A 15,350-nucleotide genomic window follows, 5' to 3' on the forward strand; every position below is an offset into this window, starting at 1 on the left:
TGGATAAAGGGGGAATTTACAATGGAATTTAAAGTTGTTAGACCGGTTATTTTAGCTTCAGCATCACCACGCAGGGAAGAAATTCTAAGTTTGCTTGGCTTCCCGTTCAAGGTTCTACCAAGCAATGTGTCTGAAGATTTAGATGTAGAAAATGGTGATTTTGAAGGATTTGCACGGAAACTGGCTGCTCTAAAAACGCAGGCAGTAGCGAATGAAGAGCCCGATTCTATCGTAATCGGAGCAGATACAATCGTTGTGCATGAAGGAAGACTATATTCAAAACCTGAAGATAAGGAACAGGCGAGAGTATTTTTAAAAGAGCTTTCTGGTAAAACGCACACAGTCATAACGGGTGTCGGGTTATATATGGACAATAAATTACGCACATTTTCTGTTGAAACGAAAGTCACTTTCCGAGAACTTGACGATATGTTGATAAATGCATATGTAGAATCCGGGGATCCGATGGACAAGGCTGGCGGATACGGTATTCAGACAACTGGTGCTCTATTAGTTGAAAAAATTGATGGTGATTACTACAATGTCATGGGCTTGCCAATTTCCAAGTTGATGGAGCATATGCGCGGGCTTACCTTTATGGTATTGAAGGACGGTGCATCATTCATTGACTATTGATCTTCAGCCCAAAATGATGATTCGAGATGTACATATAGCGGACAGGCCACGCGAGCGACTCATCAGGCAAGGTGCGGAAAGTTTATCCAATCAAGAGCTGATTGCAATTTTGTTGCGTACGGGTACAAAACAGGAATCTGTTCTTGTCCTTGCCAACCGAATCTTATCCTCGTTCGATAAAATCCAAGACTTGAAAGACGCTACAGTTGAAGAAATGATGTTGGTGAAAGGTGTGGGGAAAGCGAAGGCTGTCCAACTTTTGGCTGCCGCAGAGATTGGTAAGCGAATGTATCGGAAGCATTCAGAGGGACGTTACACAATAAGATCGCCGGAAGATGCAGCTGCCTATTTAATGACGGATATGGCTTCCCTCAATCAAGAGCATTTCGTAGTGCTTTTTTTAAACGTAAAAAATGAAGTCCTCCATAAGCATACTATTTTTATCGGCAGCCTCAATTCTTCTATAGTTCATCCACGCGAAATTTTTCGTGAAGCAGTAAAACGGTCCGCAGCTTCAATTATTGTGGCTCATAATCATCCGAGTGGCAATCCGTCACCGTCACCGGAAGATATAGAGGTGACAAAGAGACTAATTGAAGCGGGTTCAATTATGGGTATCGAATTACTTGATCACGTTATTTATAGGAGATCACCAGTTTTTAAGCTTAAAAGAAAAGGGATATATGTGATTTTATTCTGAAATAATGCTTCAAATGGCACTAAAATGAATCAAGGTACATGTGAGGCTGTGAATTTGTTCTTCTATCCGTTATACTATGGTGTATGATTTCATGAATGCCGTAATTAACGGTTAAGGAGAAAGGAAGAATAAATTTGTTTGGATTTGGATCTAGAGATGTCGGGATTGACCTCGGCACAGCTAATACATTAGTTTTTATTAAAGGAAAAGGTATTGTACTTAGAGAGCCTTCAGTAGTAGCGAAAAATACGCATACCGGTGAAATTGTAGCAGTCGGTAGCGCTGCGAGAAATATGATTGGCCGTACACCAGGATCTATCGTGGCAACACGCCCGATGAAAGACGGTGTCATTGCTGATTTTGAAATTACGACAGCAATGATTGAACATTACATGAAGGAAGCAACGAAATCTTCGGGCGTAGCATGGAAAAAACCGAACGTCCTAATTTGTGTGCCTTACGGAATCACTTCCGTTGAACAACGTGCAGTTATCGATGCTTCACGTCAAGCTGGTGCAAAAGAAGCATTTACGATCGAAGAACCGTTTGCAGCTGCAATCGGAGCAAATTTACCAGTTTGGGAACCTACTGGCAGCATGGTCGTCGATATAGGTGGCGGAACGACGGAAGTCGCTGTTATCTCACTTGGTGGAATCGTAACGAGTGAGTCAATCCGTGTCGGCGGCGACACAATGGATGGCGCGATTATAAGTTATATCCGTAAAACATATAATTTAACTATTGGAGAACGGACTGCAGAAGCTATAAAAATTGAAATCGGTTCTGCAAGAGTTATTGGCGAAACGGAGTCGATGGAAATCCGTGGGCGCGATCTTTTGACTGGCCTACCGAAAACAATCGAAATCTCTTCTGATGAAATCGCAGAAGCACTACGTGAATCAATTGCACAAATTATTGAAGGTGTGAAAAAGACACTTGAAACGACACCTCCAGAATTATCTTCTGATGTTATGGAACGTGGAATTGTCCTAACAGGTGGTGGTGCGTTGCTTCAAAATCTTGATAAAGTTATTTCTGATGAAACGAATATGCCTGTTTTCATAGCTGAAGATCCACTCGATTGTGTAGCTATCGGTACAGGTAAAGCGCTTGATAATTTTGAATTGATTAAAAAAATGCAAGGTAGATAAGTAGGGGAGGACATAGGTAATGCCGCGATTTTTTTCAAATAAACGTTTGATATTACTGCTCGTGGGAGTCATTATCCTTGTGGCACTAATTTCATTCTCCCTCAAAGACCGGCAGAATGCCTCCCTTCCAGAACAAGTTGTGAAAGATGTCGTCGGTTTCGGGCAATCACTATTCTCGAAGCCGGCGCTTTACATAACAGACGTCATTGGGAATATTGATGGGATTTTGAATACATATGAAGAAAACAAACATTTAAAAGTTAGATTAAGTGAATACGCCTCTGGACAAGCAGAGCTGATGGATATAAAAGCAGAAAATGAACGCCTGCTTGAAATCGTCGGCAAGGAGGATGATTTGCGTGTGTATGAACCGGTTCAAGCAACGGTCATTTCACGGAACCCCGATCAATGGGAAGAGAAAATTATAATTGATAAGGGTGCAGTAAATGGCATTGAAAAGAATATGGCGGTTATAACAGCAAATGGTCTGATTGGGAAAATTGTACTTGTTACACCGTTTACTTCAACGGTGGAACTATTGTCAACAGAAAACCGGAATTTTCGTGTTGCCTCGGTCGTTGCAGGTGATAAAACCTATGGGCTTATCGAGGGATACGACCGTAAACGAAGTGAACTCATTATGAAACGGATTGACTCTAGTTTCGAAGTCAAAATCGGTCAGAAAGTCATAACGTCCGGTCTCGGTGGTATTTTTCCGAAAGGGCTTTTGATTGGAGAGGTAACAGAAGTGTCGACAGATGATTATGGCCTCACGAAGTTGGCGTATATCCGTCCTGCTGCAGATTTTTCGTTGTTGGACCACGTCATCGTTGCTAAGCGCTCATCAATAGTAGTTCAGGGGACAGATGGAGACGGTACTGGAGATACTGAGGGGGAGGAGGGATCATGATCCGGTTCATCATCCCTCTTATTGCCGTCTTGTTATTTTTCCTAGAGCCTGTTTTCAGTCTGTTTTCACCAGTAAACGTTGGTAGCGATAGTTATACACTTGTTCCACGATTTGTTATCGTGTACCTTATCTTTATAGCAGTCTATTACAGCAAACGACATGCAATCGTTTACGGAATCGTACTTGGACTCTTGTATGATATGTATCATATTGATATTATTGGATTATATGCATTTCTCTATCCTTTGATCTGCTTTATTACTACACTGATTATTCGCCAAATCCATCGCCATATTGTTACGGTGATGTTCCTAGCGTTATTTCTGATTATTGTGCTTGAAGTACTATCATATTTTTTCGTTAGTCTCGTTTCATTGACATCTATTGGACTGGATGAATTCATTACAGGTAGGCTTATACCAACGATAATTGCCAATTCAATTTTCGTTGGTATGTTCGGTTGGTTTTTCCAGACTCTTATTTATAAGAGAGTAATAGAACGACAAGGCGAAACTTTGTAAAAGAAAATGCGGGGTGACGCAAATGACGAAACAGCAATATGTAACAATAAAAGGGACAAAGGATGGACTTGTTCTTCGGCTTGACGACAAATGCGCTTATTCGGACATGATTGCCGAACTCCGTAGAAAAGTTGAGGAAGATGGCTTAGAAGGACTTGCGGAAGTGCGGGTTCATACTGGAAGCCGCTACTGCAATGAAGAAGAATTGCGGGAAATTATGAACACGATTCATAGTTCCCCGAATTTACGCGTATCGAAAATCCAAAGTGATGTTATCACGATGGAAGAATGCAACAGAAAAGTGCTCGAAAACCAATCCGAAACCTATATAGGCATCGTGCGATCGGGTCAGGTTGTACAGGCAGAAGGGGACCTTGTTGTCGTTGGTGACGTGAATCCCAACGGTCGCGTCGTCGCTGCAGGCAGCATCTATGTTCTTGGAAGACTGAAAGGGATCGCTCATGCAGGCTCAAGTGGTAATACAAAGGCTGTTATTGCGGCTTCTTGGCTTGAAGCAACACATCTTATAATCGCGGACAAGATGGAAACGATGACGGATGAGTTAACGATTTTGTCGGAACAACCGGAAATGGAATGTGCTTATTTGCATCCGAACGGCTTCATCGCCATTGATCGCCTGCAAGAACTCCGGATTCTTCGACCTGGTCTGTCATCATTCAAAGGAGGAAGCTAGTGTGGGAGAAGCAATCGTAATAACATCTGGTAAAGGTGGTGTCGGCAAGACGACGACATCCGCAAATCTTGGAACCGCATTGGCTCTCCAAGGTAAAAAAGTGTGTCTAATTGACACTGATATCGGCCTCCGTAATCTTGACGTCATCCTTGGTCTTGAAAATCGAATTATTTACGATCTCGTGGATGTCATAGAAGGGCGCTGCAAAGTCCAGCAAGCACTCGTTAAGGATAAACGCTTTGAGGACGGACTTTTTTTATTGCCGGCTGCCCAGACTACTGATAAAAACTCAATCAACCCTGAACAGATGAAAACATTGGTCACTGAACTGAAAAGGGATTATGACTATATATTGATCGACTGTCCAGCTGGAATTGAACAAGGATTTAAAAATGCAATTGCCGGTGCAGATCGCGCTATTGTCGTCACGACACCTGAAATTTCAGCTGTCCGTGATGCTGACAGGATCATTGGCCTGCTCGAGCAGGAAGACATTGAACCGCCGAAACTCATCATTAACCGCATTAGGCGGCATCTCATGAATAAGGGCGATTCGCTTGACGTCAATGACATTACGACACATTTGTCGATTGATTTGCTTGGCATCATTTTGGATGACGAAAGTGTTATCACTTCCTCGAACAAGGGAGAGCCTGTCGTTATGGACCCATCGAACCCCGCCGCAATCGGTTATCGTAACATCGCGCGTCGTATCCTTGGCGAATCCGTTCCGCTCATGTCTCTCGACACCGGTAAATCTGGATTCTTCGGCAAACTTAAAAACCTGTTTTCGAAATAGTAAAAAACCCCATCACATATTTTGTGATGGGGTTTTTTGAGGATGAATTTAGGGGTTTCTATTAAAAGTGTAGAATTAAAATTACAATACCCGAGTTATAATACGGACAATCAAGTTGCTTAGATTTTCGAGAAATTCACTAAACTTCTACAGAAACTGAAACTTTCACAATCATCTTGCAATAAATATTAATCTATTCCTTCGCCCATACTATTCCTGTCACCTCCGTCATATACTAAAAAAAACGGGTGGTGTGACCGGTTGAAATGGAGAACAAAGTGGATGGTAGCAATTGTGTTAACGCTCGGGGTGATTGGTGTGGCGAAGTTAGAGGATGCGGGTGTAATTCGGGAGCCTGTTACGCAGTATGTTACTTCTGGTAAGGATTTTTTGGCTATGAAGAAGTGGGTTGCAACGATGATTAAAGATCCTGAAGACGAAAAAATTGCGGTCATGGCAGATCCACAACAGGAAGACCCATTTTCCGCGTACGAATCAATGCAGCCATATAAAGATGGTGTGATCGTATCCTATACGCAATCATTGCCGATTGATGCGCAAGAGAATGGACTCGTCATTTTTACAGGTTTCACCCGAGAATCGGGGAAGACCATCACGGTACTATATGATAGTGGAGATGAAGTGACGTATGGTTACGTCGGCACATTTACCAAACTGCCGTATACAGTTGTGAAAAAAGGGGACACGCTGGCGCTAATGGATGAAGGAGCAATTTATCTGAAGGTGAAGCGTGATGGGGTGAAAATGGATGCATCGCTATTGCCGACATATCTCTCGGGAGGAGAACAATGAAATTTAGGCTCCATCCTGTTCTCCTGCCATTTTTTATATTTTTAATCATGACCGGCAGCATTTCGATCTATGCCATTATATTTATTTCGCTTCTGATCCATGAAGCCGGTCATCTTCTTGCTGCCTATCTTACTGGAATGCGCATACGATCGTGTACAATCATGCCATACGGCGGCGAAATCGTTATTCGGAACAAGCACATAGCACCTAGAAGAGATCGTTTAATCGTCGCGCTCAGCGGTCCTCTGGCGACACTACTACTACTTTTAATCGCAATGTGGATTCCGTTTCCGGGTGACGATCAAGTTATCCGGATCCAAGTCGCATTGTTAGTACTTAACTTACTACCCATTCTCCCGCTAGATGGTGGACAAGTAATTTGTGCACTTTTAGAGACAAGCGATTCCCTTTATCGAACACGATCGCTCGTTTTACTGCATTCCATTTTTTTTCTTTGCGCTGGTATTATCCTGCTATTAATTGATTTACCTAAGACATTGCCTTATTTACTTCTCGCCACGTTCCTACTGTTTCAAAACATCTCCGCTTTTCGATTCCGAAAATATGAAAAAGCGTTTGCAGAAATAAAATTAAATAGATTGACGTAATTAAATATCCGTGGTAATATTTAAAAGTTAATGTTTGTAGCACCCGTGCTGCAACCGCGCTGAAAAGGTACAAGTATCCGAAAGGATCACCTAGGAAGGCGAGTCTGTAATTATAGAGGAGGTGCAAGTATGTACGCAATTATTGAAACTGGTGGAAAACAGATCAAAGTTGAAAAAGGCCAGGAAATCTACATTGAAAAAGTAGCTGGTGAAGCTGACGAAATCGTCACTTTTAACAGAGTTCTATTCGTAGGTGGAGAAGACGTGAAAGTAGGCGTTCCTTTCGTGGAAGGTGCTACAGTAACAGGAACTGTTGTTAAACAGGGCCGTGCTAAAAAAATCACAGTTTTCAAATACAAGCCGAAAAAGAACTACCACAGAAAACAAGGTCATCGTCAGCCATACACGAAAATCGTCATTGACGGTATCAACCTGTAAGCCGGCATGATCAAAATCATCATCAAGAAACAATCTACGGGTCGCATCAACTCTTTTGAGATGACGGGCCACGCTAATTTTGCGGAATACGGAAAAGACCTTGTCTGTGCAGCTGCATCTGCAGTATCATTTGGTGCTGTCAATGCTATCATTGCACTAACAGGCAAAACCCCTGAGATTCAACAAGGATCAGACGGTGGTTATTTGAAAGTCATTTTTCCGGAAACTAAAGAAAACGATCACGATACACAGTTGATTGTTAAATCGATGATTGTTTCATTGCAGACGATTGAAAATGACTATGGGCAACATATAAAAATTATCCTTAAATAGTAGGAGGTGGCATACATGCTACGTTTAGATCTCCAGTTTTTCGCATCGAAAAAAGGGGTAGGTTCTACTCGGAACGGTCGTGACTCTCACTCGAAACGTCTTGGCGCAAAACGCGCGGACGGACAGTTTGTTACTGGCGGCTCAATCCTTTATCGTCAGCGCGGAACGAAAATTCATCCAGGTGAAAACGTCGGTCGCGGTGGTGACGATACTCTTTTCGCAAAAGTTGACGGCGTCGTTCGTTTCGAACGTTTTGGTCGTGACAAAAAGAAAGTTAGCGTATACCCTGAAGTTCAGGAAGCTTAATATACGTACGACAGAAAGGACTGCATACGAATATGCAGTCCTTTTTCTTTTTTTTAGAGAGAAGAAAATTGTCTAGGCGCCAGTCGCTCGAGTCGCTTTAGCGGAGAGCGTTTGAACTGCATCCCCCTTAATTGATGAAAAGGCAAAGTAGCCTTTATCTTCCAGCCTTCCAGCGCTTTTCGCGTCAAAACGACACCTTGCGCATTTTTAGGCAACAGATGTTATACTATATACATGAAAATTGTTGGCGGTGAATGGGAATGGGGAACAATAAAATTACCACGGCGCAAGCGCTGAAATTTGCAAGACATGATTTTTTAAACGAACTTCAATTAGTCTTGCTCTATATCGATCTTGATAAGCTACCGGAGGCAAAACAAAAGATTTTGGAAACAACCGATCGTATGCGTGAAGTAGCACTATTAGAAAGGCTTGGACTTCCGGCCGTTGAGATATGGCTTACTACGTTCGACTGGCTATATGGCGCGTTTTCTAAAACAATGACGTGTACAATAGCATCTGGAATCCGGGAAGCTGATGATACGGAAGTTGCAAAGTATTTAGAACGATTGTTCAGTGAAATGGAAAAAACACTGGATCCGACTTCCGAATATGAAACACAAATCGATGTTCAGGCATCAGTCGCGGGCTGGTCAATTACAATTGTTGTTCTTGCTCCGCTTAAAAAAGTTTTTCCAGAACCGATAGAATTCGAAAACTTTACTGTTAAAGAAACAATTTCACAAAATCAATGGACGTTCACGATCAGTGGGCAATAGGAGGAAAATAAATGTTTGTCGATCACGTAAAGATTTATGTAAAAGGCGGCGCCGGTGGTGATGGAATGGTTGCTTTTCGTCGGGAAAAGTATATCGCATATGGTGGCCCAGCCGGTGGTGATGGAGGCCAAGGTGCTAACGTAGTTTTCATCGTGGATGAAGGATTGCGGACACTGATGGATTTCCGTTACCAGCGTCATTTCAAAGCACCGCGCGGCGAGCACGGTGGAAGTAAAAATATGCACGGGAAAAACGCGACAGATGTAGTCGTAAAAGTTCCACCTGGTACGATTGTAACGGATGCTGAAGACGGTTCAATCATCGCCGATCTTGTTGAGCACGGTCAAACAGCTATCATTGCTAAAGGCGGTCGCGGAGGACGCGGAAATAGCCGATTTGCGACACCGTCAAACCCTGCACCTGAGTTATCTGAAAAAGGTGAGCCGGGAGCTGATAAAGAAATTAACCTGGAATTGAAAGTTTTAGCGGATGCAGGCCTTGTTGGCTTCCCAAGTGTTGGTAAATCAACGCTATTATCTGTTGTATCGGCTGCAAAACCGAAAATTGCAGATTATCATTTTACAACACTTGTTCCAAATTTGGGCATGGTTGAAACGGATGATCACCGCGGTTTTGTGCTAGCTGACCTTCCGGGATTGATTGAAGGAGCGCACCAAGGTATCGGTCTAGGTCATCAGTTCTTGCGTCACATCGAACGGACACGCGTAATCATCCATGTAGTGGATATGTCCGGCCTTGAAGGACGTGAGCCATTCGAGGATTTCCTGACAATCAATGAGGAATTAGAACAATACAATATGCGTTTGACAGAACGTCCGCAAATCATTGTTGCAAATAAAATGGACATGCCTGAAGCTGAAGAGAATCTCAAAATCTTCAAGGAAAAACTGAATGACAGTAATGCATTCATCTTCCCAACTTCAGCACTCACAAGAACTGGACTTGACGGACTTCTACATGCGGTTGCGGATTTACTTGAAACGACACCTGAATTCCCGATGCATGAGATTGAGGACGAAGACAAAGAGAACTCAGTTCTGTACAAATATGATGGAGAAGCAGAGTTGTTTAAAGTTGCGCGTGATGATGACGGAGCATTCATATTGTCGGGCTATACAATTGAGCGTCTCTTCAAAATGACGGACTTCAACTTTGACCAATCTGTTCGTAAGTTCGCTAGACAATTGCGTGCTATGGGCGTAGATGATGAACTCCGTAAACGTGGCGCGAAAAACGGAGATACAGTGCGACTTCTTGACTTCGAATTTGACTTTATAGATTAATCAGTAGGGATTCAATACTGGGGAAATTACAAAAGGAACGCACGAAGGGGGATATCCTATGAAGCAGTTGGGGGAAGGTCAGTTTTATCTTGTAAGGGAAGACGTACTGACAGAATCGATGCTGAAAATGTTAGAAGCGAAAAGGCTTTTGGCGAGCGGAGAGGAATCGACGATACAAGATGCAACGAAAAGGGTAGGACTATCCCGTAGTGCATTTTATAAATACCGTGACACTGTTTACCCGTTCGAATCAATTGCACGTGAGCGTATCCTGACGATTTTCATTCAACTTGAAGACCGGAAGGGGTCGCTTGCGACATTATTGCAGGTTGTCTCGGAGGCGAAATGCAATGTCCTGACAATTCACCAGACGATCCCTGTACAGGCACGGGCCAATATTACTTTGTCACTCGATGTGACAGAAATGATGATAAAAATGGAAGAGTTCCTGCAACGGTTGAAAGCGCCTGATTTTGTTGATTCAGTTGTTTTGATCAGTTCAGGTGCACTCTGATGGGGGAGTTAAAGCATGGGGAATGAAAAATATACACCTACGATCGCTTATTTGGGGCCGGAAGCATCCTTCACGCACGTTGCAGGAAGCACCCTTTTTGGGACTGCGGGATTGATAGCCTACCCAACGATACCGGATTGTATTGAGGCAGTCACAGCAGGGCGTGTCGCCTATGCGATTGTCCCGCTTGAAAATGCGTTGGAAGGATCCGTTCCTATGACCATCGATTACCTGTTCCATGGATCGGACTTATTTATCAATGCTGAAATATCAACACCAATCGAACAGCATCTAATGGTCAATAAAAAGCAAGCTCCTTTTATCGATGAAATCGAATCTATCAATTCTCATCCTCATGCCCTTGCCCAGTGCCATAAATATTTACAATACCATTACCGCCGGGTCCCTTTAATCCAGACGACATCTACGGCGGCTGCTGCCAAATATATTTCCGAAAACCCGGATATGAAGATTGCGGCAATTGGAAACATGCTGGCAGCTGAAAAATATGGTTTACATATTGCAGAAGAGAATATTCACGATTTTCATTTTAACCATACGCGATTCGTTGTTTTATCACTGCGAAAAGAAATTTTAGAAAAAAATAAGCATTCCGCAAAACTAAAAACGACATTAATGGTGAAACTACCAGAAGATGATAGTTCTGGTATGCTGCATCAGGTTTTATCCGTTTTTGCATGGCGCAGACTCAATTTAAGTAAAATTGAATCAAGGCCCTTAAAAACAGGACTTGGGAATTACTTCTTTATTATCGATGTAATGGAATCTGAAGATCACCCGATGATGAAAGGTGCGATGGAAGAACTCGCCGCGCTGAATTGTACTGCTCGCACATTCGGTTCATATTACATATATGACCAACTGCCGTCACGTCATTCAATATGACAGTGATGGTTTTTTATTTGGGATAAATCGATTCGCCTTTACTTAATGTCCGGCTTCAGTACCTGGACGCTTTCGCTTTTCTTTAGAATAAATTACCCACTTCCGCATATACATGGCAAGAGAGGATATCTCGTTAAAGATGAGGGTCACAATTACGGGCGTCCGTTCATACGATGGATTGACGGAAGGGGGAAATTTTTAAGTGGAAGTCCATATTGTTGTAAAAGGGGATACGCTATGGAAGATTGCGCGCCAATACGGTATCCCGTTCGAAGAATTAAAGCGGGTAAATGCGCATCTTGCCAATCCAGATTACATCGTACCTGGAATGAAAATTTTCTTACCAAAAAGACAGCATCATGCTGAACAACCTGAAAAAGGGAAAGGACCGGTGACGCCGCAACCTCCAAAGGGTACAAAACCGTCACCGCCAATACCGGTGCCAAAACCACCAACATCTAAACCACCGACTCCAAAACCGCCAAAGCCAATAGCACCAGTACCAGTACCTAGACCACCAACACCATCAAAACCATCAATACCAACACCTAGACCACCAGTGCCGCCATCTAAACCAACGCCACCGCCAGCAGTATCACCATCAGTGCCGGCTCCCATACCATTACCGACGCCGACGCTACCGCCGACTTCAATGCCGACGCCAATGCCAATGCCAATGCCAATGCCAATGCCAATGCCAATGCCGATGCCGATGCCGATGCCAATGCTAGGTGTTCCATGTGGATGGATGCCGATTTATGATGCGGATTGTTACCCGTTCATGCATTCGGGGCAAATTCAAGCGATGCCAAAACCGGAACATCATGCACCTTCACCAATGCCGTTACCATCAACACAATTTCCGATGTTTGAACAAGAATCACCAATCTTCTCTGGTCAAGGCGCTTCAACATTACCAATAGAAATACCTATGGTAGAAGGTTGGCAGTTGCTCGAGTCACCTGAATTTATGTTTGAAGAATCTCCAGAAATCTTCATGCAACCAACTACTGAAAGTCCACCTGAGTATATGTATGAAGAATCACCTGAATATGACCTGCAACCGTCTGCTCCATGTCCACCAGGGCCGGGTTATGTTCCGCAGGCTATATCACCTGCTCAAGGTCAATGGAATCCTGCTCAATTCGGTTATCCTAGCATGCAGCACCAAGCTCATCCAAATTGGGGTATGAGCGGTGGATGCGATTGCGACGGACAGCAACAACACCATCACCACCAGATGATGATCCCGATCTTCTGTCAACCATGTAACTGTCCTTCGTGCATGCAACAGGCAACCCCTTATCCTGGAATGCCTGGACCTTCTCAAGGCTCTAACTGGTTCGGAGCGTATTGAACGGCCTATGGCGCAGGATGAGAAATTAGAAAAAATAAAAGAAAATGTATGGAAGTTAGAGAAAGATGGAAAACGCTTTTCAGTGAAACGATACTATTCCAACTCCACTGCAAAGAAAGTACGACGTGTACATGAGGCGCTACATTCTGTTTCGTTCCCACATATAGTAGATGTTGTACCTCAAGAAAGTCAACTGAGGTTCGTCCAACCATGGCTGGATGGAGCAAAAGCGGTCAACTTTAAGAAAAGAGCAGATCGAACGGATTCACTTGCCGCACTTCATGCACTTCATGAAACGAAAGTGCAACTCGACTGGCACGCCTCACCTTATTTACATCCGTACCCCCTCATCGCGAAGTGGGAAGACCGGATAAGTCGTTTCCGAGAAATAAGCGGAGACTGTGAGGCGTATATTGGAAAAGGCCTTGTCGATGAAATCTTGTTTTATGCATTAAACGCGATTAGCGCAGTGAAAAAAACCTACAAAGACAATTTGGATGGTACGTTGCTCCATGGCGATGTTGTTCATCATAATATCCTGCGTGATATAGACGGTGAAATCAAGTTCATCGATTTCGATCTGGCAAGTACTGGACCTGCAGGTACTGAAATTGCGCTATGGATTCATCGAGTGTTGCCACAAATCGGCTATGACATTGATTTCCTATTTGATGAACAGCCTTCACTGAAGAAATTGGATAATGCTTCTAAGACGCTGCTTCTATTTCCGAATGAAATGCTCCGTGAATGGCTCTATCTTTTCACTTTGTCACCAGCTGGCAGAGTGAGGCAGGCGAAGCAACTTGTCCCCTTTACTGAGACTGCGCTCTCACATTGGCCGAAATTATGGTATGATATCGAACGGATTAACATACAAAGGTAATGTCGAATGCGGGGTAATTGAAGCGGGAGAAATTGAATCTATTTTAGTGGAGAACGAAAGCCTGCAAAATACCTATGAAAAAGTAGAAGAACGCAGTTAATACCTATATAATGCAATTAGATTTCCTGCACATAGCCATTCGCCAAAGAATTATTTAAATTCTTAAGGCGGATGGCTATTTATTTTGATGAAGAAAACAATAAACATTTATACTAGTAAAGTAGTGTATTATTCAATTATACGTAAAAAAATATATGGCGGTAGTCACAGGAAGGAAGTTCGTTAGGCTTGATTGAAACACTAATGGTTAATTTTCTGTTTTTACTCTCTCCGGTTTTAGTAGCTTTGATTTTCTTTGAGGATAAATTAACTAAATTTAATAAATATATCCTTGTTTTAATGGCGGCAATTGCGCTCTTATTATGTATGGCGTTTCCAATTACAATAGATTTAGGGTTTATTATTGATTTAAGATACATACCATTTATCATCGTTGCACTTTTTGGTGGCTATAAAATGGTCTTTCCGCTTTATCTTGTTTTAAATTTGTACCGTTTTATCATTGGCGGAGAAGGGATTTATCACTCTCTGATTTTCTCAACAATTATTTTTTTGCTTGTTCCTTTATTAAGCAGAAGATTTATGCAGCAAAATTCGCGTAAAAGAATTTTATATGCAACAGGTACCGGCATCGGTGTAAGTGTTTTACACTTTTTCGGATTGAGCTTCGATTATCCGACGTTAACAACTGAATACTGGACGTTAGTTTTCTGTAATTTAACAACTCATTCCATTGTAATATTCATCATCATGTCTTTAGTAGAAAAAATAATATCCAACATAAAAACACGTGAAACGTATGTGCAATCAGAAAGAATGAAAGATATTAGCAATTTTTCGGCCAGTATTGCCCATGAAATAAGAAACCCGCTTACTGTAACAAGGGGATTTTTACAACTGCTAAACGAGTCGAAAACGCTTACCGCTGATGAAAAAATATACATTGATTTTTCGTTAAAAGAAGTAGAACGGGCAGGGAATATTGTCAGTGATTTTCTAACGTTCTCCAAACCGCAATCCGAAAATGTTGTCTTTTCGGATTTCTCGAAAGATTTAAATTATGTAGAAAATATTATGCAACCATATGCGAAGATGAATCGAGTTAATATCCTGGTTCGTTTTACGAATACACTGAAAATAAAATATGATGAAAATCAAATTCAACAATGCCTCATCAATTTATTGAAAAATGGCATCGAATCGATGCAGGAAAACGGTGGCACCCTCTATGTTGAGGTTTCGGAACACGAGAAGAATATCTTGATAAAGATTCAAGACAGCGGGATTGGTATGACAACAGAAGGGATTTCGCAATTAGGAAAACCTTATTACTCTACAAAAAAAGAAGGAACAGGTCTTGGAATGCTCATGGTTTATAGTACGATCAGGAATGTTAAAGGGGAAATTAAAGTAAAAAGTACAGTTGGAAAAGGAACAACTTTTCTATTATACATACCTGTTTAACTTTATTGATATATGGCGGGGTAATTGTTATGATTAGTATCATCTAGTAAAATGCGAGTGAGTGAACGATGGCCGCCAACAAAGCGGTCATCTTTTCTTTTGCTTACTAGCTTCAATTAAAGGTAGAAAGTGCGTTCGTATGGTATAATCGGTTTTATATATAGGGGGAGAGTA

18 protein-coding genes, 1 pseudogene and 1 other annotated feature are annotated in these 15,350 nt (G+C 42.3%); all 19 genes and pseudogenes read left to right on the forward strand.

All coding sequences use genetic code 11. The features are described 5' to 3' along the window. Nucleotides 1-21: 21 nt before the first annotated feature. The 19 genes and pseudogenes from FQ087_RS03330 (at nucleotide 22) to FQ087_RS03420 (ending at nucleotide 15,176) form a co-directional block, all read left to right on the forward strand. Nucleotides 22-636 carry a Maf family protein gene (locus FQ087_RS03330; RefSeq protein WP_149579128.1) on the forward strand — a complete coding sequence of 205 codons (615 nt, stop codon included), beginning with the start codon at nucleotides 22-24 and terminating at the stop codon, nucleotides 634-636. A 16-nt stretch (nucleotides 637-652) separates the two neighbouring features. Further along, nucleotides 653-1,325: pseudogene (gene radC / locus FQ087_RS03335) on the forward strand (RadC family protein). Nucleotides 1,326-1,470: 145 nt separating this feature from the next. Next, entirely contained in the window at nucleotides 1,471-2,487 is a 1,017-nt protein-coding gene (locus tag FQ087_RS03340) for a rod shape-determining protein (RefSeq protein ID WP_149579129.1), read from the forward strand. Nucleotides 2,488-2,506: 19 nt separating this feature from the next. Then, nucleotides 2,507-3,397: a rod shape-determining protein MreC gene (gene mreC / locus FQ087_RS03345; protein ID WP_149579130.1), complete on the forward strand. Its 891-nt coding sequence runs from the start codon at nucleotides 2,507-2,509 to the stop codon at nucleotides 3,395-3,397. Beyond that, nucleotides 3,394-3,918: a rod shape-determining protein MreD gene (mreD, locus tag FQ087_RS03350; protein WP_149579131.1), complete on the forward strand. Its 525-nt coding sequence runs from the start codon at nucleotides 3,394-3,396 to the stop codon at nucleotides 3,916-3,918. Before mreC ends, mreD begins: the two co-directional genes overlap by 4 nt. Nucleotides 3,919-3,940: 22 nt before the next feature. Then, entirely contained in the window at nucleotides 3,941-4,612 is a 672-nt protein-coding gene (minC, locus tag FQ087_RS03355; RefSeq protein ID WP_149579132.1) for a septum site-determining protein MinC, read from the forward strand. Between the two features lies 1 nt (nucleotide 4,613). Then, on the forward strand, nucleotides 4,614-5,411 hold the full coding sequence (gene minD / locus FQ087_RS03360; RefSeq protein ID WP_149579133.1) for a septum site-determining protein MinD: 798 nt from the start codon (nucleotides 4,614-4,616) through the stop codon (nucleotides 5,409-5,411). Nucleotides 5,412-5,672: 261 nt separating this feature from the next. Then, nucleotides 5,673-6,224, forward strand: coding sequence for a M23 family metallopeptidase (locus tag FQ087_RS03365; RefSeq protein ID WP_149579134.1), 552 nt, complete (start codon nucleotides 5,673-5,675; stop codon nucleotides 6,222-6,224). Continuing rightward, entirely contained in the window at nucleotides 6,221-6,832 is a 612-nt protein-coding gene (locus FQ087_RS03370) for a M50 family metallopeptidase (RefSeq protein ID WP_149579135.1), read from the forward strand. Before FQ087_RS03365 ends, FQ087_RS03370 begins: the two co-directional genes overlap by 4 nt. Before the next feature lie 42 nt (nucleotides 6,833-6,874). After that, nucleotides 6,875-6,948, forward strand: a sequence feature (ribosomal protein L21 leader region). 13 nt (nucleotides 6,949-6,961) lie between these two features. Then, nucleotides 6,962-7,270 carry a 50S ribosomal protein L21 gene (rplU, locus tag FQ087_RS03375; protein ID WP_149579136.1) on the forward strand — a complete coding sequence of 103 codons (309 nt, stop codon included), beginning with the start codon at nucleotides 6,962-6,964 and terminating at the stop codon, nucleotides 7,268-7,270. 6 nt (nucleotides 7,271-7,276) lie between these two features. Continuing rightward, nucleotides 7,277-7,603, forward strand: a complete 327-nt coding sequence (locus FQ087_RS03380; RefSeq protein WP_149579137.1) for a ribosomal-processing cysteine protease Prp — start codon at nucleotides 7,277-7,279, stop codon at nucleotides 7,601-7,603. A gap of 15 nt (nucleotides 7,604-7,618) precedes the next feature. Next, nucleotides 7,619-7,909, forward strand: coding sequence for a 50S ribosomal protein L27 (gene rpmA, locus FQ087_RS03385; RefSeq protein WP_149579138.1), 291 nt, complete (start codon nucleotides 7,619-7,621; stop codon nucleotides 7,907-7,909). A gap of 260 nt (nucleotides 7,910-8,169) precedes the next feature. Then, nucleotides 8,170-8,688, forward strand: coding sequence for a Spo0B domain-containing protein (locus FQ087_RS03390; RefSeq protein WP_188006624.1), 519 nt, complete (start codon nucleotides 8,170-8,172; stop codon nucleotides 8,686-8,688). 11 nt (nucleotides 8,689-8,699) lie between these two features. After that, nucleotides 8,700-9,992: a GTPase ObgE gene (gene obgE / locus FQ087_RS03395; RefSeq protein ID WP_149579140.1), complete on the forward strand. Its 1,293-nt coding sequence runs from the start codon at nucleotides 8,700-8,702 to the stop codon at nucleotides 9,990-9,992. A gap of 58 nt (nucleotides 9,993-10,050) precedes the next feature. Further along, entirely contained in the window at nucleotides 10,051-10,506 is a 456-nt protein-coding gene (locus tag FQ087_RS03400; protein ID WP_149579141.1) for an ACT domain-containing protein, read from the forward strand. A 15-nt stretch (nucleotides 10,507-10,521) separates the two neighbouring features. Further along, nucleotides 10,522-11,412 (forward strand): prephenate dehydratase, encoded by an 891-nt coding sequence (pheA, locus tag FQ087_RS03405; protein WP_149579142.1) that lies wholly within the window; start codon nucleotides 10,522-10,524, stop codon nucleotides 11,410-11,412. Between the two features lie 202 nt (nucleotides 11,413-11,614). Further along, complete coding sequence (locus tag FQ087_RS22705) at nucleotides 11,615-12,769, forward strand: LysM peptidoglycan-binding domain-containing protein (protein ID WP_223145589.1); 1,155 nt, start codon at nucleotides 11,615-11,617, stop codon at nucleotides 12,767-12,769. A gap of 7 nt (nucleotides 12,770-12,776) precedes the next feature. Continuing rightward, complete coding sequence (locus FQ087_RS03415) at nucleotides 12,777-13,652, forward strand: phosphotransferase (protein ID WP_149579143.1); 876 nt, start codon at nucleotides 12,777-12,779, stop codon at nucleotides 13,650-13,652. 288 nt (nucleotides 13,653-13,940) lie between these two features. After that, entirely contained in the window at nucleotides 13,941-15,176 is a 1,236-nt protein-coding gene (locus FQ087_RS03420) for an ATP-binding protein (RefSeq protein WP_149579144.1), read from the forward strand. The last annotated feature ends 174 nt before the right edge of the window (nucleotides 15,177-15,350 follow it).

The organism is Sporosarcina sp. ANT_H38, assembly GCF_008369195.1.
Classification (GTDB): Bacteria; Bacillota; Bacilli; order Bacillales_A; family Planococcaceae; genus Sporosarcina.